25 protein-coding genes are annotated in these 22,727 nt (G+C 75.3%); 17 read left to right on the forward strand and 8 right to left on the reverse strand.

From position 1 onward, the window contains the following. Window positions 1-252 precede the first annotated feature (252 nt). Window positions 253-1,164, reverse strand: coding sequence for an A/G-specific adenine glycosylase (locus tag ACFT41_RS21845; protein ID WP_377586808.1), 912 nt, complete (start codon window positions 1,162-1,164; stop codon window positions 253-255). A 95-nt stretch (window positions 1,165-1,259) separates the two neighbouring features. Between ACFT41_RS21845 and ACFT41_RS21850 the strand changes: the two genes are divergently transcribed. From ACFT41_RS21850 to ACFT41_RS21860, 3 genes are all read left to right on the forward strand, one after another. Next, window positions 1,260-1,772, forward strand: a complete 513-nt coding sequence (locus ACFT41_RS21850; protein WP_377586809.1) for a glycine cleavage system protein R — start codon at window positions 1,260-1,262, stop codon at window positions 1,770-1,772. Further along, a complete protein-coding gene (locus ACFT41_RS21855) occupies window positions 1,769-2,329 on the forward strand; it encodes a peptide deformylase (RefSeq protein WP_377586810.1) in 561 nt (186 codons plus the stop codon). The genes ACFT41_RS21850 and ACFT41_RS21855 overlap by 4 nt, the downstream gene beginning before the upstream one ends. 158 nt (window positions 2,330-2,487) lie before the next feature. After that, entirely contained in the window at window positions 2,488-3,234 is a 747-nt protein-coding gene (locus tag ACFT41_RS21860) for a hypothetical protein (protein ID WP_377586811.1), read from the forward strand. A gap of 70 nt (window positions 3,235-3,304) precedes the next feature. On the opposite strand, the gene disA is transcribed toward ACFT41_RS21860, so the two are convergent. From disA to ACFT41_RS21880, 4 genes are all read right to left on the reverse strand, one after another. Then, a complete protein-coding gene (gene disA / locus ACFT41_RS21865) occupies window positions 3,305-4,489 on the reverse strand; it encodes a DNA integrity scanning diadenylate cyclase DisA (protein ID WP_377586812.1) in 1,185 nt (394 codons plus the stop codon). Window positions 4,490-4,631: 142 nt separating this feature from the next. Further along, entirely contained in the window at window positions 4,632-6,074 is a 1,443-nt protein-coding gene (gene radA / locus ACFT41_RS21870; protein WP_377586813.1) for a DNA repair protein RadA, read from the reverse strand. Between the two features lie 91 nt (window positions 6,075-6,165). Then, complete coding sequence (locus ACFT41_RS21875) at window positions 6,166-6,897, reverse strand: hypothetical protein (protein WP_377586814.1); 732 nt, start codon at window positions 6,895-6,897, stop codon at window positions 6,166-6,168. 135 nt (window positions 6,898-7,032) lie between these two features. Beyond that, window positions 7,033-7,923, reverse strand: a complete 891-nt coding sequence (locus ACFT41_RS21880; RefSeq protein ID WP_377586815.1) for a UbiA family prenyltransferase — start codon at window positions 7,921-7,923, stop codon at window positions 7,033-7,035. Between ACFT41_RS21880 and ACFT41_RS21885 the strand changes: the two genes are divergently transcribed. From ACFT41_RS21885 to ACFT41_RS21895, 3 genes are all read left to right on the forward strand, one after another. Beyond that, window positions 7,922-8,713, forward strand: a complete 792-nt coding sequence (locus ACFT41_RS21885; RefSeq protein ID WP_377586816.1) for a methyltransferase domain-containing protein — start codon at window positions 7,922-7,924, stop codon at window positions 8,711-8,713. The two genes, ACFT41_RS21880 and ACFT41_RS21885, sit on opposite strands and share 2 nt — an antisense overlap. An 85-nt stretch (window positions 8,714-8,798) precedes the next feature. Then, window positions 8,799-9,857: a type III polyketide synthase gene (locus ACFT41_RS21890; protein ID WP_377586817.1), complete on the forward strand. Its 1,059-nt coding sequence runs from the start codon at window positions 8,799-8,801 to the stop codon at window positions 9,855-9,857. 174 nt (window positions 9,858-10,031) lie between these two features. Next, window positions 10,032-10,685: a hypothetical protein gene (locus ACFT41_RS21895; RefSeq protein ID WP_377586818.1), complete on the forward strand. Its 654-nt coding sequence runs from the start codon at window positions 10,032-10,034 to the stop codon at window positions 10,683-10,685. A 21-nt stretch (window positions 10,686-10,706) separates the two neighbouring features. Here ACFT41_RS21895 and ACFT41_RS21900 read toward each other — a convergent pair whose 3' ends face one another. Continuing rightward, a complete protein-coding gene (locus ACFT41_RS21900; protein WP_377586819.1) occupies window positions 10,707-11,438 on the reverse strand; it encodes a hypothetical protein in 732 nt (243 codons plus the stop codon). Window positions 11,439-11,766: 328 nt separating this feature from the next. On the opposite strand from ACFT41_RS21900, the gene ACFT41_RS21905 reads away from it, so the two are divergent. From ACFT41_RS21905 to ACFT41_RS21920, 4 genes are read left to right on the forward strand one after another with little or no spacing between them, the layout of a single operon-like run. Further along, window positions 11,767-12,252, forward strand: a complete 486-nt coding sequence (locus ACFT41_RS21905; RefSeq protein ID WP_013288937.1) for a CarD family transcriptional regulator — start codon at window positions 11,767-11,769, stop codon at window positions 12,250-12,252. A gap of 53 nt (window positions 12,253-12,305) precedes the next feature. Beyond that, entirely contained in the window at window positions 12,306-13,001 is a 696-nt protein-coding gene (gene ispD, locus ACFT41_RS21910; protein ID WP_377586820.1) for a 2-C-methyl-D-erythritol 4-phosphate cytidylyltransferase, read from the forward strand. 16 nt (window positions 13,002-13,017) lie between these two features. Further along, window positions 13,018-13,500: a 2-C-methyl-D-erythritol 2,4-cyclodiphosphate synthase gene (gene ispF / locus ACFT41_RS21915; protein WP_377586821.1), complete on the forward strand. Its 483-nt coding sequence runs from the start codon at window positions 13,018-13,020 to the stop codon at window positions 13,498-13,500. 11 nt (window positions 13,501-13,511) lie between these two features. Beyond that, window positions 13,512-14,543: a tetratricopeptide repeat protein gene (locus ACFT41_RS21920; protein ID WP_377586822.1), complete on the forward strand. Its 1,032-nt coding sequence runs from the start codon at window positions 13,512-13,514 to the stop codon at window positions 14,541-14,543. A gap of 117 nt (window positions 14,544-14,660) precedes the next feature. Here the strand turns inward: ACFT41_RS21920 and ACFT41_RS21925 are convergent, their stop codons facing one another. Both ACFT41_RS21925 and ACFT41_RS21930 read right to left on the reverse strand, forming a co-directional pair. Continuing rightward, on the reverse strand, window positions 14,661-15,599 hold the full coding sequence (locus ACFT41_RS21925; RefSeq protein ID WP_377586823.1) for a hypothetical protein: 939 nt from the start codon (window positions 15,597-15,599) through the stop codon (window positions 14,661-14,663). Between the two features lie 62 nt (window positions 15,600-15,661). Next, window positions 15,662-16,828, reverse strand: a complete 1,167-nt coding sequence (locus ACFT41_RS21930) for a homogentisate 1,2-dioxygenase (RefSeq protein WP_377586824.1) — start codon at window positions 16,826-16,828, stop codon at window positions 15,662-15,664. A 149-nt stretch (window positions 16,829-16,977) separates the two neighbouring features. Between ACFT41_RS21930 and ACFT41_RS21935 the strand changes: the two genes are divergently transcribed. The 7 genes from ACFT41_RS21935 to ACFT41_RS21965 all read left to right on the forward strand — a co-directional run bounded on the left by ACFT41_RS21935 (window position 16,978) and on the right by ACFT41_RS21965 (window position 22,699). Further along, window positions 16,978-17,961, forward strand: coding sequence for a hypothetical protein (locus ACFT41_RS21935; protein ID WP_377586825.1), 984 nt, complete (start codon window positions 16,978-16,980; stop codon window positions 17,959-17,961). Beyond that, on the forward strand, window positions 17,958-19,154 hold the full coding sequence (gene fahA / locus ACFT41_RS21940; protein ID WP_377586826.1) for a fumarylacetoacetase: 1,197 nt from the start codon (window positions 17,958-17,960) through the stop codon (window positions 19,152-19,154). Before ACFT41_RS21935 ends, fahA begins: the two co-directional genes overlap by 4 nt. Window positions 19,155-19,334: 180 nt before the next feature. Then, window positions 19,335-19,544, forward strand: a complete 210-nt coding sequence (locus tag ACFT41_RS21945; protein ID WP_377586827.1) for a DUF397 domain-containing protein — start codon at window positions 19,335-19,337, stop codon at window positions 19,542-19,544. A 116-nt stretch (window positions 19,545-19,660) separates the two neighbouring features. Next, window positions 19,661-20,143 carry an SRPBCC family protein gene (locus tag ACFT41_RS21950; RefSeq protein WP_377586828.1) on the forward strand — a complete coding sequence of 161 codons (483 nt, stop codon included), beginning with the start codon at window positions 19,661-19,663 and terminating at the stop codon, window positions 20,141-20,143. A 110-nt stretch (window positions 20,144-20,253) separates the two neighbouring features. After that, complete coding sequence (locus tag ACFT41_RS21955) at window positions 20,254-21,507, forward strand: PQQ-binding-like beta-propeller repeat protein (protein WP_377586829.1); 1,254 nt, start codon at window positions 20,254-20,256, stop codon at window positions 21,505-21,507. 57 nt (window positions 21,508-21,564) lie between these two features. Beyond that, the gene (locus ACFT41_RS21960) at window positions 21,565-22,098 is read left to right on the forward strand and encodes a hypothetical protein (protein ID WP_377586830.1); all 534 of its coding nucleotides are present in this window, start codon (window positions 21,565-21,567) and stop codon (window positions 22,096-22,098) included. A 58-nt stretch (window positions 22,099-22,156) separates the two neighbouring features. Beyond that, a complete protein-coding gene (locus ACFT41_RS21965; RefSeq protein ID WP_377586831.1) occupies window positions 22,157-22,699 on the forward strand; it encodes a hypothetical protein in 543 nt (180 codons plus the stop codon). Window positions 22,700-22,727 lie beyond the last annotated feature (28 nt).

Below are 22,727 nucleotides of genomic sequence, written 5' to 3' on the forward strand. Positions count from 1 at the left end.
GGCGAAAGCCGCCGGGCCGTCGCCCGTTCGCGTCCACCGGCCGGCCCGCCAGTTCGCCGTCACGTCGGCGACATAACGGTGCCAGGGGGCGGGCGGCAGCGCCCATGCCGGCCATGTGGCGGTATCAGGGTGGGCGGAAACCGTGATGTCGGCGACATGGCGGTTTCCGGGGGCTGGCCGCGAGCGGGCGGGGTGGGCGGGCGGGGCGGGCGGTTCGAGGCACGCCGGCCGGGCCGGAGCCGGGTGGACCGGTCAGCCGTCCAGGGCCGGTGCCGGGATCGCCGGGCCGTCACCCGCGAGGCGGAACGTCCCCCCACCGACCGGTTCCACCAGGCCGTCGGTGACCAGCCCGGCCAGCGCCCGGGAGCGCTGCACGTCGTCGGTCCACACCTGGTCCAGCCGCTGGCGCGGCACGGGGCCGCTGGCCTCCCGCAGCACCGCCAGCAGCAGCCCGCGGACCTGGCGGTCCGTGCCCGCGTACCGCTGGGGACGCCGCGTCGGGCCCGCCGGCGCCGCCTGGCCGGAGGCCCGCCAGGCGCAGATCGACTCCACGGGGCAGGCCGCGCACCGGGGCGACCGGGCGGTGCAGACGACGGCCCCCAGCTCCATGAACGCGGCGCTGGCCAGTGCAGCCTCGGCCGGCTCCACCGGCAGCAGTTCCTCGGTGGCCACCAGGTCGGCGGGGCGGGTGGCCGGGCCGGCGTCCGGCTCCCCGGCAACCGCCCGGCAGACCACCCGCCGCACGTTGGTGTCCACCACCGGGTGCCGCTGCCCGTACGCGAAGGCGGCCACCGCGCGCGCCGTGTACGTGCCGACCCCCGGCAGGGCGAGCAACTGGTCCAGCCGGTCCGGCACCTCGCCGCCGTGCCGCTCGACGATCGCCACCGCGCAGTCGCGCAGCCGCATCGCCCGGCGCGGGTAGCCCAGCCGTCCCCACATCCGGATCGCCTCGGCGGGCGTGTCGGCGGCGAGCGCGGCGGGCGTGGGCCAGCGGGCCAGCCACGCCTCGTAGGCCGGCAGCACCCGCACCACGGGCGTCTGCTGGAGCATGACCTCGCTGACGAGGATCGCCCACGCGCCCACGCCGGGCACGCGCCACGGCAGGTCGCGGGCGTTGCGCTCGTACCACCGGCTGACGAGGGTGGCGAAAGTGTGCTCGGACATCGCGCGTCGATCATGTCACGGGCCGTCTTCCCGCAGGTTGGACGGGCCGGGCGGGGCGACGCGGAGGCCGGCCCACGATCGGGCAGAATGCCCGGATGAACGAGCTCGCGATCACCGTCATCGGCCGGGACCGGCCAGGCATCGTGGCCGACGTCGCCGAGGTGCTCGCCCGGCTCGGCGCGAACCTCACCGACTCCACCATGACCCGGCTGCGGGGCCACTTCGCGATGACCCTGATCTGCGTGGGCCCGGCCGCCGTCGACGTCGAGGCCGCGCTGGCCCCGCTCGCCGCCGACGGCCAGCTTTTGGCCACCGTACGGGCGGTCACCCCCGACGGCGCGACGGCGCCGAGCGGCGAGCCGTACGTGCTGGCGGTGCACGGTGCGGACCGGATGGGCATCGTCGCGGCGATGACGCGGGTGCTGACCGACGCGGGCGGCAACGTCACCGACCTGAGCACCCGGCTGACCGGATCCCTCTACGTGGTGGTCGCGGAGGTCGATCTGCCGCCGGGCACCTTCGACGAGGTGGCCGGCCGGTTGGCGCGTACCGCCGCGGAGCTGGGCGTGGGGGTCAGCCTCCGCCCGGCGGACACGGACCTGCTGTGACGGCGGACTACGCGGGCCTCGCCGGCTGGACCCCGGAGTCGCTGCCGGTGCCGGGCGAGGTGCGCCCGGTGGTCTCCGCCCCCGACCCGGTGCTCAGCCGGCCGGGGCCGGAGGTGGACCCGACGTCGGACGAGGTGGTCCGCCTCGCCGCCGACCTGATCGCCACGATGCGGGTCTCGCCGGGTTGCGTGGGCCTCGCCGCCCCGCAGGTCGGTGTGGGCGCGCAGGTGTTCGCGGTGGACGTCACCGGCCACCCGAAGGCGGTCACCGTGCACGGCACGTTCGTCCTGTGCAACGCCCGGGTGGTGGAGGCGACCCGGTGGAAGGGCGGCCGCGAGGGCTGCATGTCGGTGCCCGATCTCACCGGTGACGTCAAGCGGGCCAGCCGGCTGGTCGTCGAGGGGCTGTTGCCGGGCAGCGGTGCGCCGGTGCGGCTGGTCACCGACGGGTTCGAGGCGCGCGCGTTGCAGCACGAGATCGACCACTGCCTCGGTCTGCTCTTCCTGGACCGGGTGGCCGGAGCGCACGCGGTCTACCAGCGCCAGGTCTACCAGTGATCGGTCCCGGCCCCGCCGGGCCGGGCTGGTCACCGGCGGGTTCGCCGCCGTCGGCGGGACGGCGGATGTCGTGAGTGGAGGGTCGTCACGGTGAGCCGAGGGCGCTCCGGCGCGTCGCGCCCGACGACGGTACGTCGCGCCGCTACGGTGGGGGCATCATGCGTCTGACGGTCGGCCCCCTGCCACCCGCCGTGTACTGGCGGCGTCGCGCCGTCGTACTCGGAGCGGGGCTTCTCTTCCTGATTGTCCTGCTCTACTCCTGCAACGGCGCGGGCAACACCGGCACCACCCCGCAGTCGCAGTCGACTCCGACTCCGACGGCGACCCCGGGTGCCGGCGACCCGTCGGCGGCACCCGCCCCGAGCGGCTCGGTGCTGACTCCGCAGACCGGCCTGCCGCCGGGCGGGTCGGACGAACCCGCCGGCGACCCGGGCTCGCCGGGGGACGACCAGGGCGGGTCGAACGACCCCTCCGGCGACGGCGCTCCGGCCGGGCCCGGCGCGGACGCCGGGACGTGCACCGACGCGGAGATCTCGGTGACGCCGGTGGTGCTGCCGACGTCGGCGCAGCGGGGCACCGTGGTCAGCCTCCAGCTGAAGATCAAGAACAAGTCGGACCGCACCTGTAGCCGCGACGTGGGCGCCGACTTCCAGGAGTTGTTCGTCAAGTCGGGCGCGGAGAAGGTGTGGTCCTCCGACACCTGCGGCAACGTCAAGGGCTCGGACGTGCAGTCGTTCACGCCCGGCTTCGAACGGTCGTACCAGGTGGACTGGAACGGGCGGGACACCAGCCGTTGCAAGAACGGGCTCGCCAGTGGCCCGTTCCCGCCGGCCGGGGCGTACCAGGTCTTCGGGCGGCTCGACACCAAGCTCAGCGCGCCGGTGAAGCTCACCGTCACCGGCTGACCCGCCCCACCGCTCGGCCAGCCCCGACACCCGACGGCCGGGTCACGCTGCCGCCGGGCCGCCGTGAGTGTCAGACGTAGCGTTCCAGGATGGAGGCCTCGGCGAGCCTGGACAGCCCTTCCCGGACTCCCCGGGCGCGGGCGTCGCCGACGCCCTCGACGGCCTGCAGGTCCTCCACGGTGGCCCCGAGCAGCCGCTGGAGGCTGCCGAAGTGCAGCACCAGCCGGTCGACGATGGCCACCGGCAGCCGGGGGACCTTGGCCAGCAGCCGGAAGCCGCGCGGGCTGACCGCCGCGTCCAGCGCGTCGGAGGCGGCCGGGTAGCCGATGGCCTTGGCCACCGCGACCAGGTCGATCAGCTCGGTGGCGCTCAGCAGGTCCAGCTCCACCAGCGCCTCGTCGAGGGTGCGGGACTTGCGGCCGGTGGGCAGGTAGTCGCGGATGACCAGGGTGCGGTCGGCGTCCACGCCGGCCATCAGCTCGTCGAGCTGGAGCGCCAGCAGGCGGCCGTCGGTGCCCAGCTCCACCACGTAGCCGGCGATCTCGTCGGCGATCCGGCGGACCATCTCCAGCCGCTGCACCACGGCCACCGCGTCCCGGACCGTCACCAGGTCCTCGATCTCCAGGGCGGAGAGGGTGCCGGAGACCTCGTCGAGGCGCAGCTTGTAGCGCTCCAGGGTGGCCAGGGCCTGGTTGGCCCGGGACAGGATGGCCGCCGAGTCGTCCAGCACGTGCCGCTGGCCGTTGACGTAGAGGCTGATGATCCGCATCGACTGGCTGACGGAGATGACCGGGTAGCCGGTCTGCCGGGCCACCCGCTCGGCGGTGCGGTGCCGGGTGCCGGACTCCTCGGTGGGAATCGACGGGTCCGGCATCAGGTGCACGGCCGCCCGGACGATCCTGGTGCCGTCGCTGGAGAGCACCACCGCGCCGTCCATCTTGCACAGCTCCCGGACCCGGGTCGCCGAGAACTCCACGTCGAGCGGGAAGCCGCCGGTGCACAGCCCCTCGACGACCTTGTCGTAGCCCAGGACGATCAGCGCACCCGTGCGGCCCCGCAGGATCCGCTCCAGGCCGTCACGCAGCGCGGTGCCCGGGGCCATGAGGGCGAGATTGGCCCGCAACGGGTCACCGCTCGCGCCGCCGACACTCCCGGTCACGCTGACGCTGATCGGACGGGCGGGCGAGCCCACGGCGCCGGTGCGGGCGTGGGGTGTCGCGCCGGCGGTTCTGCTGGCATCGCGGTCGATCGGCACGCGCACAGTCTACGGACTGGCGTGCGGTGGGTGCTGTCGTGGTTACTGTGATGTGTCACGATGCCCCCTGCCGACCGCGCCGGGTGGCCCGCCGCGCTTGTCCGGAATCGCACCGGCGGTCCGACCCGGCGGCCACCGTCGGTCACTCCGCCGATGCGCGGGCGGCACACTGGAGCGCCGAGCGCACGTCGGTGACCTCCATCACGCGCATGTTCTCCGGGCCCGCCCCGGCGCTGTCCGGGCCGCACCCGGGGGGCACGAGGGCCACCCGGAAGCCGAGCCGGGCCGCCTCGGCGAGCCGACGGGGCACCGCGCCGACCCGGCGCACCTCGCCGGTCAGCCCGACCTCGCCGATCGCCACCAGGTGCGGGTTGATGGCGAGGTTGAGGCCGCCGGAGGCGACCGCGAGGGCGACCGCCAGGTCGGCGGCCGGTTCCACCACCCGGATGCCGCCGACCGTGGCGGCGAAGACCTCCCGGTCGTGCAGGGTCAGCCGCTCGGCGCGGCGCTGGAGCACCGCCAGGACCATCGCCAGCCGGGCCCCGTCCAGCCCCGACACCGTGCGCCGGGGCGAACCCGCCACGGTCGCCCCGATCAGCGCCTGGACCTCGGTGACCAGCGCCCGCCGCCCCTCCATCGCCACCGTGACGCAGGTGCCCGGCACCGGCTCCGAGTAGCGGGTGAGGAACAGCCCGGACGGGTCGGCGAGGCTGCTGATGCCGCCCTCGTGCATCTCGAAGCAGCCGACCTCGTCGGCGGCGCCGAACCGGTTCTTCACGCCGCGCACCATCCGCAGCGAGGAGTGCTTGTCGCCCTCGAAGTGCAGCACCACGTCGACCAGATGCTCCAGCACCCGGGGCCCGGCCACCTGGCCGTCCTTGGTGACGTGGCCGACCAGGACGGTGGCGACCCCCCGCTCCTTGGCCACGGCGACCAGGGCGGCGGTGACCGCCCGCACCTGGGTCACCCCGCCCGGGACCCCCTCGGTGCCGGGGGTGGAGATGGTCTGCACCGAGTCGAGCACCAGCAGTCCCGGCTTCACCGCGTCGAGGTGGCCGAGGACCGCGCCGAGGTCGCTTTCGGCGGCCAGCCAGAGCTGGTCGTGCAGGGCGTTCATCCGCTCGGCGCGCAGTCGCACCTGGCTGACCGACTCCTCGCCGCTGACGACCAGCGACGGGCTGCCGGCGGTGGCCGCCCACTGCTGGGCGACGTCGAGCAGCAACGTGGACTTGCCCACCCCCGGCTCGCCGGCGAGCAGCACCACCGCGCCGGGCACCAGGCCGCCGCCGAGCACCCGGTCGAGCTCGCTCACGCCGGTGGGGCGGGCCTTGGCCGGTGCGGCGCTGATGGTGGCGATCGGCCGGGCCGGCTCGGCCGGCATCCGGGAGCTGACCACCCGCCCGGAGACGGTCGGGCCGGTCACCGTGCACTCGACCACCGAGCCCCACTCACCGCACTCGGGGCAGCGTCCCACCCACTTGGGTGGCTGGTGGCCGCAGGCGTCGCACTCGTAGGCGGGGCGGGGCTCGCGGGCGGCCCGGCCGCGCGGGGTCGCCCGGGAGGGTGTCGATCGGGGCGTCGTCACACCGGAACGCTAGTCCCCCCGTACGACGAAACACCGCCGGCATGGCGGGTGCCATGCCGGCGGTGCGGTCGAGCTGTTTCCCGGGCGGCGGTCAGCCCCCGTGGCCGGAGCCCTCGGTGCCGCCCTCCGCGCCGTGCGCGCCCTCGCGCTGCACGATCTGGGACGGCTGCGGGAGCGGGGTCAGCGGGACGCCGACCGGGGCCGGGGTGGTGAGGACGCGGCCGTTGCCGAAGTCGAAGGTCAGGTTGACCTGCTGGCCGGCCAGCAGCGCCTGGTTGAGGCCGACGAGCTGGAGCGGCCGGCCGCCCTGCACGTTGAGCTGGACGTAGCCGAGGGCGGGGATCTCGAACCGGGCCGGCTCACCGGCCGGGGCCGACGGGCTCGGCGAGGCGGACGGGCTCTCCGCCGCGCCCTCCGACGGGCTGGCCGACCCGGACGGCGACGCGTTCTCCGACGGCGATTCGCTGGCCGACGCCGACGGGCTCGCCGAGGCGGACGCGCCGCCGCTGATCACGATGTCCCGCGCGCTGTCCGTGGTGACGGTCACCGTCACCGGGCTCTGCGTGTCGTTGTAGAGCACCGCGTTGACGGCGGCGTTCGCGCCGGCCTGGTAGCCCTCGGCGCCCGGGTACTCGACGTACAGCCCGCGCACCTTGTAGGCGTTGTCCGGAGTCTGGATGTTGACGCCCTGGACCGACGGCTCCTTCATCGCGGTCTCGGCCACCTGGCCGGCGCCGCAACCGGTCGCCAGCAGCCCGGTCGCCGCCGCCACGCCGGACAGCAGCAGGGCCGCCCGCCGGGAACCCCTGATCGAGCGCGTCACGTCGGTCCTCCTCGTCACGATCCCCACCCGGCCGTCGCCGGGCACGGTGGCCATACCCGCGCAGACCGGCTTCAGGGTAGTTGGGGTTGATCGGGACCCGCACGCCGACCCGGTACCACCACCTTCCGGGGGCGCTCAGACCACCCGACCGCCGGCGACCAGCAACACCACGTCGATCAGGGCCACCAGCAGCACCGCCCGGAACGCGGCCACCCCCCGGTCGCCGGCCCGGCGGGCGTTGCGGCCGGCGTACCAGGTCAGGGGCGGGACCAGCGCGGCGGTGGCGACCGCCGACAGCCCGAACCACGACGGCGGCCCGGGCGGCCCGGCGACCAGGGTGACGGTCGCGGCGAGCAGCAGCCCGGCGGCGGCCACCCCGCTGCCGGCCGCGCGGAGGAGGTGCGGCAGCCCGCGTACCCCGGTCCGGGCGTCGTCGGCGAGGTCGGGCAGCACGTTGGCGAAGTGCGCCCCGGCCCCCAGCAGGGCGGCGGCGGCCACCAGCCAGACCGGCGGGGCGGGGGCGCCGGGCAGCGCGAGCACCACGAAGGCGGGCAGCGCGCCGAACGAGACCGCGTAGGGCAGCACGGAGAACGGCGTCGACTTCAGCGGCCAGTTGTAGGCCAGCGCGGAGACCAGGGCCACGGTCGCCCAGACCGCCGCCGTCCGGTTGGTCGTCGCCGCCGCGAGCAGCACCGTGGCCAGGGTCGCGGCCCGCGTCGCCAGACCCACCGCGCGCCGGCTCACCGCGCCGGCGGCGACCGGTTTGTCGGTACGCCCCACCGCCGCGTCCCGGTCGGCGTCCAGGTGGTCGTTGGACCAGCCGACGGCGAGCTGGCTGGCGAGCACCGTGAGCGCCACCGCGGCGACCCCGGCCGGGTGGTGCCCCACTCCCAGAGCGAGCAGCCCCGCCACCACCGTCACCGCTGCGGCCGGCTCCGGGTGGCTCGCCCTGAACAGCCCTAACACCGTCGTCGACATAAGGGAAGTCTGGTCGTTACCGCCCGGTCGTGCCACGCTCGGTGCCATGCGTGACGGATCGTCCCCGGTGTCCGACCGCCCGCGCGTGCTGCCACCCAACGATCCCCGGCAGTACGACGACCTGGTCGACGAGTGGTGGCGCCCGGACGGGGCGTTCGCGATGCTGCACTGGCTCGCCCGCGCCCGGGCCGCCCTGGTGCCGCCGGCCACCCGGCCCCACGCCCTCCTGGTCGACCTGGGCTGCGGCGCCGGCCTGCTCGCCCCGCACCTGGCCGGCAAGGGCTACCGGCACGTCGGCGTCGACCTCACCCGCTCCGCTCTGGCGCAGGCCACCGCGCACGGGGTGACGCCGGTCAACGGCGACGCCACCGCCGTGCCGCTGGCCGACGGCTGCGCAGACGTGGTCGCCGCCGGTGAGCTGCTGGAGCACGTGCCGGACTGGCGGGCCGCCGCGGCGGAGGCGTGCCGGCTGCTCCGGCCGGGCGGCCTGCTGGTGCTGGACACGCTCAACGACACCGCGCTGAGCCGGCTGGTCGCCGTGGAGATCGGCGAGCGGCTGCCGACGGTGCCCCGGGGCATCCACGATCCACGGTTGTTCGTGGACGACCGGGCGCTGGTCGCCGAGTGCGCCCGGCGCGGCGTCGACCTGCGGGTCCGAGGCGTCCGGCCGGAGCTGGGCGGCACCCTGCGCTGGCTGCTCCGCCGGCTGCGGGCCGCCGGTCGGCCGCCGTCACCGCCGGTGGGCAGCGGTCCGCCGCCGGCCGGGCGGGAGCCCCGGATCCGGCCGACCTGGTCGAAGGCGGTGCTCTACCAGGGTCGCGGCGTCCGGCGCGGATGACCGGGCCCGCGCCGGGGCGCAGGTGGGACCGGACCGCGACAGCTCCGCCTCTCGTTGGTGACGACGTGGGGTACGCGAACGAGAGGTGGGGAACGTGGCCGTACCGGTGATCGCGGGTCTGGGCGCGGCGCAGCCGCCGGGGGCCACGCAGGACGAGCTCTGGTCGGGCTTCTTCGCGGGCCACTTTCCCGGCGCCACGCGGGCGCTCGCGCAGCGGATCTTCGCCAACTCGGGTGTGACGCGGCGGCAGGCGGCGGTCAACCCGCTGCTGGAGGACGTCTCGGACTGGCCGACCGAGCGCCGGATGCGCCGCTACCAGGTCGAGGCGCTGCCACTGGGCAAGGAGGCGGTCGGGCGGGCGCTCACCGCCGCCGGCCTGGACGCCGGGGACGTCGGCCTGTTCATCGTCTGTTCGTGCACCGGGTACGCCACCCCCGGGCTGGACATCCTGCTCGCCCGGGACCTGGGCATGGCCCCGCACACCCAGCGCATGGTCGTCGGCCACATGGGCTGCTACGCGGCCCTGCCGGGGCTCGGCGCGGCCGGCGACTTCGTCACCGCCCGGCAGCGGCCGGCGCTGCTGCTCTGCGCGGAGCTGACCAGCCTGCACATCCAGCCCGCCACGGCCCGGCTGGACACCCAGCAGATCGTCTCCCACGCCCTCTTCTCGGACGCCGCCGTCGCCGCCGTGGTCGTCCCCGGCGGCCGGGGGTACGCGCTGCGCGAGGTCACCTCGATCACCGACACGTCCACGGCGGACCACATGACCTGGGACGTCACCGACACCGGCTTTCGGATGGGGCTGTCCCCGAAGGTCCCGCAGGTGCTCTCCCGCCACGTCCGGGGGCTGGTCGACGACCTGCTGGCCCGGCACGGTGCCGTGCTGTCGGAGGTGGGCGGCTGGGCGGTGCACCCGGGCGGCCCGCGCATCCTGGACGTGGTGGAACGCGAGCTGGCGCTGCCGCCGCAGGCGCTGGACGCGGCCCGGGCCACCCTGGACGCCCACGGCAACTGCTCCTCGGCGACGGTCCTGCTGATCCTGGACCGGCTGCTGCGGGCGCAACGGCCGGCCGAGCGGATCCTGCTGCTCGCCTTCGGCCCCGGCCTGACCCTCTACGCCGCCCTCCTGGACCACACCGACTAACCCCCCACCCCACCCCCACCCCCCACCCCCACCCCACCCCACCCCCCACCCCACCCCCCTGGTTCCGGCCCCGGTTCGGCGCGGTGATCAAGAGGAAAGCGTCATAGTTGATCTCGACGATGACGCAAAGCTCTTGATCACCGAGTCCGGCCGGGGCGGGTTAGGCTCGGCGGTGTGGGTGGGGTGGGGGTGGATCGGCTGCGGGGTGGGGTGTTGGCGGGGCTGGCTGTGCTCGTCGTGGTTGCCGGTGGCGCGTGGTGGCGGGCTGCGGCACCCACGGTCGGCCCGACGGGTGGGCCGAGCCGGCCGTCCGGCGTGGACGCCGTCCTCGTCCGTCCGCCGTCCGGCGGGACGGACTCCGGCGGGACGTTCTTCGTCGATGCCGCCACCGGCCGGACCTTCGTCGTCGACCCAGCCGCTGGCCGCACCGTCGTCATCGACGCCGCCACCGCCCGGGTGCTCACCCAACACCCCGCCGTGGCCGGGCCCCGCGAGGGCGAGGGCCTGGGCGGCGACGTGGGCGGGTTCGGCAGCCTGTGGGAGGCCCGGCTGACCCTGCGCCCCGGCCTGCCGCCGCAGCAGCGCACCGTCACCGCCGCCGGGTCCCGACCGCACCTGCTCCAGCACCGGTGCGTCGGCGCGGGGGAGCTGCTGCTGACGACGGTCCGTTCCGGTCGGCGGGAGAGCCGCCGGGTGGCGTGCGACGGCTCGGTCGCCTCGGTGTGGCTGTACGGCGGGACGGGCCCGATCCGGATCGCCTTCGCCGCCTCCGGCGGCACCCCGATCGTCGTGGACGCCCGGCTGGCGGCTCTGGCCCTGGCCGGCTGAGCCGCCGTACACAGACCCCAGTCAGGTGCCGAGGCGGCTCAGGTCGGCGCGGTAGTCCTCGGCGGAGCGCAGCTCGGGCACCACCCGGACCAGCACGCCGGCGCGGTCGACCAGCAGCGCGGTGGCCGCCCCGGGCCGCGCCGGCAGCCGCAGGAAGGTGCGCAGGCCGCCGGCCGGGTCGGCGAGCGGGCGTACGGTCGCGGTGGGCGACGCCGGGGTGGCGCGGACCGTGCGGCCGCCCTCGACGGTGACCACGGTCACGCCGGGCGGCGCGAGCGCGGCGGCCTCGGCCACCCGCTCGGGGCAGGGGCAGGCGTCGACCAGGATGATCACGGCGGGCGTCAGGGCGCGCAGCGAGACGGCCGAGTTCTCGGCGTCGACCAGGTCCAGCGCCGGCAGGGCCCGGCCGCTCAGGTCGGTCGCCGTCGGGTACGGCACGACGGTGGGCCGGTCGCCGCCCCGGGGCGGCCGGGGCCAGGTGACGGCGAACAGGCCGGCGAGCGTGGTCAGCACGGCCAGCAGCAGGACGAGCAGCGGGAGGCGGAGCGGGGGCCGGCCGCCGGCGTGGGGGAACAGGCCGAGGCGGCGTTGCCAGCGGGCCTCGTTGGCCCGGCGGCGCAGCTCGCGGCGGACCAGCGCGGCCTCCTCGGCGAGCGCGGACGGGTCGTCCGGCACGACGATGCGGCCCCACTCCGGTGGCAGGCCGGGAAGGCCGTCGGCCGGGCCCTGGTCGTCTGCGTCGGGCATGCCCATCGGACCCCCTGCAACCGTCTCGGCGCGCGGACAGCGGTGCGCCTCCAGGGTCCCGCACCGCCGGGTCCTCCCGCTACACCTGGGCGCGGCTGGCGCGACCGGGATACCATGGGAACAGCGCATCGCCCGAGAAATCCACGCTCCGATCACCCGCGTCGGGGTGTCATCCGCCAATCACGGAGCGTGTTCAAACCACTGGTTTGGCCTCCTGTCAAGCCGAAGAAAGACCTCTCACAGGGCCCCTGAGCTGCGCCAACGGTCAGGACATCGGTGGGACATCGGTGCCTGAGCGTGTTACCCTAGACACAGCGAAAGGGGTTTCGAACCTATGGTTTTCAGTGTCGGCGAGACCGTTGTTTACCCCCACCACGGGGCCGCACTCATCGAGGCAATCGAGACTCGGGTCATCAAGGGCGAGCCCAGGGAATACCTCGTCCTGAGGGTCGCGCAGGGTGACCTGACGGTCCGGGTGCCCGCTGAGAACGCCGAGATCGTGGGCGTGCGCGAGGTGGTCGGCGAAGAGGGCCTGGGCAAGGTCTTCGACGTCCTCCGGGCTCCGCACACCGAGGAGCCGACCAACTGGTCGCGGCGTTATAAGGCGAATCTGGAGAAGCTGGCCTCCGGCAACCCGCTGAAGGTGGCCGAGGTCGTGCGCGACCTGTGGCGCCGGGAGCGGGAGCGGGGCCTGTCGGCGGGCGAGAAGCGCATGCTCGCCAAGGCGCGGGACATTCTCGTCGGCGAGGTCGCGCTGGCCGAGAAGAGCACCAAGGACGAGGCGGAGACGCTGCTCGACAAGGTGTTGACCGAGGCCTGATCCCCACCGCACCATCGGCCCGATCCGCAGCAGAGAAACCCGAGGACCGCGACGTGACCGCGCAGCTCAATCCGCGCGGTGACGTCGCGGTCCTCGTGCCTGCGGCCGGTGCCGGGGTACGCCTCGGCCCGGGCGCGCCCAAGGCCCTGCGCCCACTCGCCGGCGAGCCGCTGCTCGTGCACGCCGTGCGCCGGATCGCCGCCGCCGCGTCCGTGCACACGATCGTGGTGGCCGCCCCGGCGGCCGAGGTCGAGGCGGTCCGCGACCTGCTCGCCCCGGTCGCCCCGGTGACGGTCGTCCCCGGCGGGGCCGAACGCCAGGCGTCCGTGGCCGCCGCGCTGGCCGCCGTCCCCGCCGGCCCGGAGATCGTCCTGGTGCACGATGCGGCCCGCGCGCTCACCCCGCCCGGGCTGGTCGAGTCCGTCGCCGCGGCGGTCCGCTCCGGGCACGACGCGGTGATCCCCGTCCTCCCCGTCGTCGACACGATCAAGGAGGTCGGCCCCGGCGAGGTGGTCCTCGGCACCGTCGACCGGTCCGCCCTGCGCGCCGTGCAGACCCCGCAGGGCTTCCGCCGCGCGGCGCTGGCCGCCGCCCACGCGGCAGCCGGTGACCCGCTCACCGACGACGCGGGCCTCGTCGAGAAGCAGGGCGTACCGGTGGTCTGCGTCCCCGGCTCCGAGTACGCCCTCAAGGTGACCCGCCCGTTCGACCTTGCGCTGGCCGAGCACCTGCTGGCCGGCGGCGCGTGACGCGTACCCTCGGTTCATGATCGTTCCTCGGGTGGCCATCGGCACCGACGTGCACGCCTTCGAGGCGGGCCGGCCCTGCTGGCTGGCCGGCCTGCTCTGGCCCGACCAGGACGGCCTGGCCGGGCACTCCGACGCCGACGTGGCCGCGCACGCCGCCTGCAACGCGCTGCTCTCCGCCGCCGGCCTCGGCGACCTCGGCGCCAACTTCGGTGTGGCCGAGCCCGAATGGGTGGGCGCGCCGGGGGTGGCGCTGCTCACCGAGACCGCCCGCCGGGTCCGGACGGCCGGCTTCGAGATCGGCAACGTCTCCGTGCAGGTCGTCGGCAACCGGCCGAAGATCGGGCCACGTCGCGCCGAGGCGGAGGCGGTGCTCTCCGAGGCGGTCGGCGCGCCGGTGACCGTCTCCGCCGCCACCACCGACGGGCTCGGCTTCACCGGGCGCGGCGAGGGGCTCGCCGGCATCGCGGTGGCCCTGGTCCACCCGGTCCTGCCCGCGTAGGGCCGCCCCCGATGTCGAGCGACGCCACCGCCGAGGGGTACCTCCAGCGCGCCCAGCTCCTGGCCGACCTCGGCCGGTACGACGAGGCCGCCGGGGAGGTCGGTCTCGCCCTCGCGCTGGAGCAGGCGAACGCCGACGCGCTGACCACCCTCGCCCGGGTGCACCTGGCCGCCGGCCGGCCCGCCGAGGCGCGCGCCGCCGCCGACGCGGCCCTGGCCGTCGCCCCGGACGCGGCCGCCCCGCTGGTCGCCCGGGGGCTGGCCCTGGTCGACCAGGGCGAGTACGCCGAGGCGGCCGGCACCGCCGAGCGGCTGCTCGCCGTCGGCCCCGCCGACGCGTACGCCCAGCGCAGCGCCGCCGCGATCCTGTCCGGCTCCCGCAACGGGCAGCCGGCCCTCAACGCCGCCTGGCGGGGCGTCGAGCTGACCCCGCAGGAGTCCCAGGCGCACCTGGTGCTCGCCCTCGTCGCCGCCCGGCTGCGGCTGTACGACCTGGCCGAGCGGGCGTACCGGGAGGCGCTGCGGCTCGACCCGGAGCTGGAACGGGCCGGCGACGAGCCGGGGATCGTCCGGCTGGAACGGCGCTGGTACGCGTCGGCCCTCGCCGAGCTGGCGGAGAGCGTACCGGCCGTCCAGGCGGCCCAGGTCGGTCCGGTCGCGCCCGACTCGCCCCGGGGCGTCGTCGACGACCTGCGCCGGTTGGTGCTGTACGGGGCGGGCTGGACGCTCGTGGGGGCCGTGCTGGTGGCGGTCGCGGCGGCCGGCGCGTCGTCGGGCCCGTCGAGGTTCCTCGCGGTGCTGGTGGGGGTGAGCGGGGCGCTGCTGGGCTGGCTGCTCGCGGCGCGGGTGCCGGGGCTGACCCGTACGGTGCTGCCGGGCCTGCTGCGCTCGGACCGCTCGCTGGCCCTGGCGGTGTACGCGGTGGCCGCCGGGCCGGTGCTGTTGCTGGTCTACGCGGTGGTGGGGACGCCGTGGCCGCTCGTGGCGGCGATCGCGGTGGCCGCGGTGGCCGAGCTGGCGGTGTTCTCCCGGACGGTGCGCTGAGCGCTGTCCTGGTGCTTTGGGGCCGCGTTCGTTGCGGTGCGTCGTGGTGGGGTCCGCCGGGGAGCCCAGAGATCTTGGTGGCAAACGGCCCCTCCAGGGGCCGGATCTTTCCAAGATCTACGTGACCATTTCGGCGGCTAGGGCGGTCAGGCGGTCTATGGAGATGCAGGAGGTCAGGCAGCGTTCCTTGGCGTCGTTGGTGAGCTGGGCCGTCCAGGTGGTGAAGCCGCCGTCGCCGAGCTCGACGGGCTCGCCGCCGGGCGTCGCGGTGATCCGCAGCGCGGCGGCGACGTAGTAGCCCCGCCCACGGGTGCGGTCGGGTTCCTCGGCGAGCGGCACGCCGCCGGCCGCGAGGGCGGGGCGGACCGTGTCGTCGAGGCGTTCCCGCAGCACGGGGGAGCCGAGGACGGTGAACCGCAGCCCTGGCGCGGCCGACGGCGCCAGGCGGGCGAGGACCCGCTGCCAGTAGGCGAGGTGCAGCGTCAGCAGCCGGGCCTCGGTGCGGCCCGAGCCGGTGTCGCGGGCGCTGGACACCAGCGCGAAGAGCCGGAAGTGCGCCTGCATGCCCGCGCCGAACTGCTGCGCCCGCAGCACCCGGTGGCTGGCCGCGAGGTGCACCGCGCCCCGCCCGTTCCCGCGTCGCCGCCGGTCGGCGGCCTCGACGGCCAGCGCGTTGGTGGGGTCGCTGACGACCTCCACCGGGCGGATGGCGGTGACGATGCGGTTCTGGCTCTCCGGGCCGACGGCCGCGCAGGTGCCCAGCGGCGCGACGGGGGACAGCTCCACGCCCGCCACCTCGGCGGGCAGCAGGTCCCACAGCAGCGCCTGCACAACGGCGCTTGCTCGCGGGTCGCCGTCGGCCGGACGGACGAACCGATCGTCCCGCCAGCGGCGCAGCACCTCCGCGGGCCGCACCCGCGCGGCCCGCGTCCGGGCCACGGAGAGCAGGAGCGTGGTCAGGTCCGCCGCCGGCAGGGCCTCCAACGTCTCGCGTACGTCGCCCGGCAGCGCCGCCCACACCCGCCGCTCGGCGTCCGACATCCTGGCACCGCTCATCCGGTCACGATGGCCGATGCGGGACGGTCCGGTCCACCGACTTGCCCCGGCCGTAACGGCCGCTAGCCGCGCCGGGCCCAGGTCCAGGCGTACGCGGGGTCCTCGCACTCGTCGGCCGCGTCGCACAGGTCGAGGGGGCGGAACGTGTCGACCATGACGGCCAGCTCGTCGAAGAAGTCGACGCCGATCGAGCGCTCGGCCGCGCCCGGCTGGGGGCCGTGGGTGAAGCCGGACGGGTGCAGCGAGATGGAGCCCTGTCCGATGCCGGAGCCGCGCCGGGCCTCGTAGTTGCCGCCGGTGTAGAAGAGCATCTCGTCGGAGTCGACGTTGTGGTGGTGGTAGGGCACCGGGACGGCGTCGGGGTGGTAGTCCACCTTGCGGGGCACGAAGGAGCAGATCACGAAGTTGGGGCCCTCGAACGTCTGGTGCACGGGCGGCGGCTGGTGGATGCGGCCGGTGATCGGCTCGAAGTCGTGGATGGAGAACGCCCACGGGTAGAGGTGGCCGTCCCAGCCGACGACGTCGAACGGGTGGTGCGCGTAGACGTACCTCGTCCAACCGCGTTGGTGCCGGACCAGGACCTCGACGTCGGAGCCGTCGACGAGCAGCGGGGCGTCCGGCCCCCGGACGTCGCGCTCGCAGTAGGGCGAGTGCTCCAGGAGCTGGCCGCGCGCCGACAGGTAGCGCTTGGGCGGGCCGACGTGCCCGGCGGCCTCGACGGCCAGCAGCCGGGCCGGCTCGTCGCCGGTGGGGACGAGCCGGTGGATGGTCGACGTCGGGATGATCACGTAGTCGCCGGCCACCGCGTCCAGCGCGCCGAACGGGGATTCGACCCGCAGCGCCCCGGACTCCAGGTAGAGGCAGTGGTCGCCGGTGGCGTCGCGGAACAGCGGGGACGGCCGGTCGGCCGACACGTACGCGATGCGCACGTCGTCGTTGGCGAGCAGATAGCGCCGGCCCAGGATAGGGTCGGCCCCGGTGCCGTCGAGCTGGTGGGTGCGCAGGTGGCGGGGCTTGAGCGGCAGGTTGGGCGCCCGGGTCACGGCCGGCGGGTCGAACGCCTCGGCGGCGACGATCGCGGTGGGGGCGTGCCGGTGGTAGAGCAGGGACGAGTCGGCGGAGAAGCCCTCCTGGCCCATCAGCTCCTCGGTGTAGAGGGTGCCGTCGGGCTGGCGGAACTGGGTGTGCCGCTTGCGGGGCACCTCGCCGACGCTGCGGTAGTACGGCATGTCGCCTCCCGATCCGTCCCCTTGACGACCATCGTCCCATTGGCGGCCATCGTCCCGTTCACCGGCCATCATCCCGTTCACCGGCCGCTGATGTCCGATAGTCGGACGATGTTGTCCGTTCCTTGTAGCGTCCCGTAAGTTCTTGTTCCGTGTCAACGCACGTGCCCCGCCTCCTCGCCGGCCTCGTCGACGACGCCGCCGTCTTCCCGCCCGGCAGCGCGACGCTGCCCGACGCGCTCGCCGCGCACCGCCGGCACCGCGACTCCTGGTACGCCGCCCTGGTCGGCCCGCTGCTCGTGCCCGCCTCGGCGGTCGCCTCCGGCGAACTGGCCAGCCTCGTCGGCGCGCCGGGTGACTCAGCCGGCGGACCGGGTGGCCCGGCCGGCCCCGCCGCGCCGGGTAGCGAGAGCCCCGGCAACGGCCTCGTGGTCGGGTTGATCGGCGACACCGGGGTCGAGGGGCTGCCCGCCGCGCTGGCCGCCCTGCCGGCCGGCGTCACCGCCCGCCAGGTCGAGGTGGCCGTCGCCAAGCGCGGCGAGGACCCCCTGCCGGGGCTGACCGCGCTGCTGAGGCCGGTCGGGCGGTCCGTCGACGTCGACGTCTACGCCGAGCTGCCGCTGACCTTCGGGCTGATGGGGGCGCTGGACGCGGTCGCCGCCGCCCGCGCCGACGGGGTGCCGGTCGCGGCGAAGTTCCGCACCGGCGGGCTGGCCGCCGAGCTGTTCCCGACCCCGGTCGAGCTGGCCGCCGTGATCTGCGCCTGCCGGGACCGGGAACTGCCGTTCAAGCTGACCGCCGGGCTGCACCACGCCGTGCGGCACCGCGACCCGGAGACCGGATTCACCCACCACGGCTTCGGCAACGTGCTCGCCGCGACCCTCGCCGCCGCCGACGGGGCCGAGGTGGACGAGGTGGCCGCCGTGCTCGCCACCACCGACCCGGTGCCGCTGGTCGAGCGGGCCCGGGCCGCCCGCGCCGCCGACCGGCCGCTGTGGGTGGGGTACGGCTCGTGCAGCATCACCGAACCACTGACCGACCTGATCCGGCTGGGCCTGGTGAACGGGGGACACGACGTGAAGGCAGGACACGACGTGAAGGCAGGACACGACGCGGACGGGGGACACGACGCATGACCTGGGTGACGGGTGCCGAGGGCTCGGCGTACGGGGTGCGCAACCTGCCGTACGGGGTGTTCCGCTCCGGCGGGGGCGACCCGCGCGTCGGCGTACGGATCGGGGAGTTCGTGCTCGACCTGGGCGGCGCCGAGGCGGCCGGGCTGGTGCTGGCCGCTGGCGCGATGGGCCGGGAGACGCTCAACGCGTTCCTGGCGCTGGGGCGCCCGCAGTGGATCGCCGTCCGGCAGCGGGTGACCGAGCTGCTCACCGACGAGGCCCACCGGCCGGCCGTCGAGCCGCTGCTGGTGCCGCTGGCCGAGGCCGAGCTGCTGCTGCCGTTCGAGGTGGCCGACTACGTCGACTTCTATTCCTCCGAGCACCACGCGGGCAACGTCGGGCAGATCTTCCGCCCCGGCCAGCCGCCGCTGCTGCCCAACTGGAAGCACCTGCCGATCGGTTACCACGGCCGGGCCGGCACGGTGGTGGTGTCCGGCACGCCGATCGTCCGCCCCGCCGGGCAGCGGGCCACCCCGGACGGGCCGGTCTGCGGGCCGTCCGTACGCCTCGACATCGAGGCCGAGGTGGGCTTCGTCGTCGGCGTGCCCAGCGCGCTCGGCGAGCCGGTCTCCGTGGCCGACTTCACCGACCACGTCTTCGGGGTGGTGCTGGTCAACGACTGGTCCGCCCGGGACATCCAGGCCTGGGAGTACCAGCCGCTCGGCCCGTTCCTCGGCAAGTCCTTCGCCACCTCCGTGTCGGCCTGGGTGACCCCGCTGGACGCGCTCGCCGACGCGTTCGTGCCCGCGCCCGAGCAGGACCCGCCGGTCGCGGAGTACCTGCGGGACGTGCCGCACGTGGGGCTGGACCTGCGGCTGGCCGTGGAGTGGAACGGGGAGCGGGTCAGCGAGCCGCCGTTCGCCACCATGTACTGGACGCCCGCCCAGCAGCTGGCGCACCTCACCGTCAACGGCGCGTCCCTGCGCACCGGCGACCTGTACGCCTCCGGCACCGTCTCCGGCCCGCAGCGGGACCAGGTCGGTTCGTTCCTGGAGCTGACCTGGGGCGGCGCCGATCCGGTCACGGTCGGTGGGGCGGAGCGGACCTTCCTGGCCGACGGCGACACGGTCACCATCACCGCGACCGCGCCGGGCCCCGACGGCACCACGATCGGCCTCGGCGAGGTGACCGGCACCATCCGCCCCGCCCGCTGAGCCGGTGGCCCTCCACCCGGTGACAGCCGGGGAACTCCGGTCGCACATCAGGTGCGACCGGAGTTCGGCGCAGCTCCGTTGATCGAGCCGGGTTCCCCGCGTGGCGGAACCCGGCCGGCGGCTCCCATGTGGTGCCGCCCGGCCGTCGTGGGACGTCCCAACGGAGTGGAGGCAACGAACATGATCGATCTCGCGGGTGCCGTCTGGCGCACCAGCAGCCGCTCGAACGACCAGGGGCTGTGCGTCGAGGTGGCGGACAACCTGGTCGGCAGCGCCGGAGTCGTCGCCGTACGCGACTCGAAGGACCCGGCCGGGCCGGCGCTGACCGTCAGCCCGCCGGGCTGGACCGCGTTCGTCGACGCGATCCGGGTCGGGCGCCTCCTGGCCTGACCTGCCCTGCCCGGGTGCTCCCAACACCCCCGGATCGGCCGCCAGCGGCGGAAGTTCCGCCGCTGGGGCCCCACCGCGCGGTCACCCGTCGTACCGTGGACGACACGGGAGGTGCCATGTCGACGGTCACGGTCACCGAGTTCATCGAGGCGCCCGCCGTCGACCTCTGGCGGCTCCTGGTCGACCTGCCGGTCCGCGCCGACTGGCTCCGCACGGTCGGCGGGGCCGAGCTGCTCACCCCCGGCCCGCTGGCCCCCGGCACCGCCTGGCGGGAGACCCGCACCCGGCCCGACGGGGGCACCCAGGCCGAGGAGTTCGTCGTGGTGGAGTGCGTCCCGCCCCGGCGGCTGGTGCTCGCCTCGCCGGGCATCGGCGTGTCCTACCGCACCACCTGGACCCTGCGCACCGTCCAACGTCGCCGCCGGGCCTGCACCGCGGTCACCGTCCAGCAGGAGGCGGTGGCCACGGCACCGTACGGCCGGGTTCTCGCCCTGCTCTTCGGCGGCCTGGCGGCCCGCGCGGTCGAGGGTGCCTTCCGCCGCGACCTCGCCGATCTCTCCCGCGCCGCCCAGCCCCCGGCGTCGGCCGAGGCGGCCTGACCGGGCTGGTGCGCCAAGGACGGGTGCGCCAAGGGCCGGTGCGCCAAGGGCCGGTGCCGGCCGGCACCGGAGCGGGCCGGCCTCGGTAGGGTGCCGGGCGGAGGTGCGGCATGGGATTGGCGAAGGGGCGGCGGGGCGTCGTGATGACGCTCGCGGCGCTGGTCGGCGTCGCGGCAGTCGCCGTCGTCCTCCACCGGGTGCTCGCGCCCGCCGGGGTCGAGACCCCCGCCCGGGCCGCCTACCCGGCTGCGGCCACCCCGGCGGTCGGCGTGGTGGGCCGGTTGCCGGCGGCCCCGCTGATCGTGGACGGCCGGCTGCGCGTCTACGCCGCCACCCGCCAGGTATACGCCGACCAGCCCGCCGACGCCCGCAACCGGGTCACCCCGTACTGGTCGTACCGGCGCTGGCCGGCGGAGGTCAGTGGGGTGGTGGCGGACGGGACCACGGTCGTCAGCCGCTGGTCGGACGGGAAGCTGGTGGCGCTGGACGCGCGTACCGGACGGGTCGCCTGGCAGGCCGACGGCCCGGAGCCGGCCGTCGGCTGGACCGCCCGCCGCACCGGGGCCGGCGCGGTGTGGGCCCCGCCGGGGCTGTTCCTCGCCCGCACGGCCGACGGCCGGCCCGTGCTGGTGGTCGCCGGCCCGGGGCGGGTCGCCGGCTTCGCGCTCGCCGACGGCCGGCGGCTCTGGTCGGCTGACGTGGACGGCGGGTGCCGGGACGACGTGGCCACCACGTCGGCGGGGCAGCTCGTCGCCGTCGACCGGTGCGCCGCCCCGGTGGCCGTCGAGTTCCGCGACGTGGCCACCGGCACGCCGGCGGTGCGCCTGACACCGACCGGGGCCACCGCCGACCTGACCGTCGTCCCGGTGGGCTGCGTGAGCCCCCGCTCCCGGTGCCGGGGCCTGCGCACCGAGGGCTTCGCCGACGGGGCGGGACGCGGCTGGCTGGTCGGCACCGACGATCCGGTCGTCGCCCCGGGCCTGGACGTGGCCGGGTCGGAGCTGGACGGCGAGCGGGCCGTCGGCACGGCCGGCGGGGTGGTGATCGCGCGGTCGGCCCGCACCGGCGAGGAGCTGTGGCGTCGCGCCGACCTCGGCCCGGCCCGGATCCTGGCCGTCCAGCCCGGCCGGGTGCACCTGCTCACCGAGACCAGGGATCTGATCACCCTCGACCCGAGGACCGGCGCGCAGCGGTCCCGCTTCCCGCTGACCGTGGGCCGCGACGGCATCGGCTACGCCGCCGGGCTGGCGTACGCGGGCGGCGGCTACGTGGCGGTGGAGCGGCTGCGCGAGCCGGTCGCCCCCGCCGCCGACGACCAGCGCTACTTCCTGATGTCCGAGCCGGTGCTGCTCGCCGCCACCTGACGCCCGGTGGGCGGCAGCTACTCGACAAACCGGACATATGTTATCTATAGTCACACGATGCGACTCGTGGCTGCCCTGTTGGGCGTGTTCCTGACCCTTGTCACCGCAGCGCCGGTCGACGCGGCATCATCCGCCCGGACCGCCCCGCTGCCCCAGACGGTCGGCGTCGACATCACCGTGCCGGCGGCCGTCAATCTGGGCGTGGGCTTCGCCGGCGGCACGCTGACCGGTTCGCTCGGCGTCGTCGAGGTGACCGACAAGCGCGGCCCGGTGAATCCGAACACCTGGGTGGCCACCGTCTCCGCCAGCATCTTCGTCACGGGCGCCGGCGGGGTGAACCAGACCATCGACGCCGGGTCGGTCTTCTACTGGTCGGGGCCGGTGGTGCGCAGCACCGGCGGCGGGGTCCTCGTGCCCGGTCAGCTCACCGCGGCCCAGGCGGTCGCCCTGGACGTGACCCGAGAGGCGTTTCGGAAGATCTCCGGCTCGGGCAACAACAACGTGAGCTGGGCGCCGACCGTCCGGGTCGTCATCCCCGCGAACGTGGTGGCCGGCACCTACACCGGCACCGTCACCCATTCTGTCGCCTAAGGAGTGATTTGCCCTGTTTGTGGACAGATGGACCTTTCAGGTATCTAGCGTGGTGGGCATGAACAAGCCACTTCTTTCCCTGACCGCCGCCGCTGGCATGGTGGTGGCCCTGGCGTCGCCCGCCGCCGCCGCACCCACCGCCGACACCATCGTGACCTTCACGGTGGCCACCGCGAACCTGGAGATCTTTGCGCCACCGGCGGTGAACCTCGGTTCCACCTTCGCCGGCAGCTCCATCACTGGGCTGATCGGCCCGGTGCAGGTCGTCGACCAGCGGGCGGCGCTCGTCGCCAACTGGGTGGCGACGGTGAGCGCCACCGCTTTCATCAGCGGCGGCGGCACCCCCGAGGAGACCATCACGCCCAACCTGATCGAATACTGGTCCGGGCCCGCGACCGCCACCACCGGCACCGGCACGTTCGTCCCCGGGCAGCTCACCGCGGCCCAGGCGGTCACCCTCTCCGTTCCCCATACGGCCTTCTCGAAGACCTCCGGCAGCGGCAACAACTCGGCCACCTGGAACCCGACCCTCCACGTCTTCGTGCCGGCCACGGCAGTGGGCGGAACCTACAGTGCGACGATCACCCATTCTGTGGCCTGATCCGGCCCGCGCCGCCGCACTGGCCCTG

The sequence above is a fragment of the Micromonospora sp. NPDC057141 genome (genome assembly GCF_042670805.1).
Lineage (GTDB): Bacteria > Actinomycetota > Actinomycetes > Mycobacteriales > Micromonosporaceae > Micromonospora.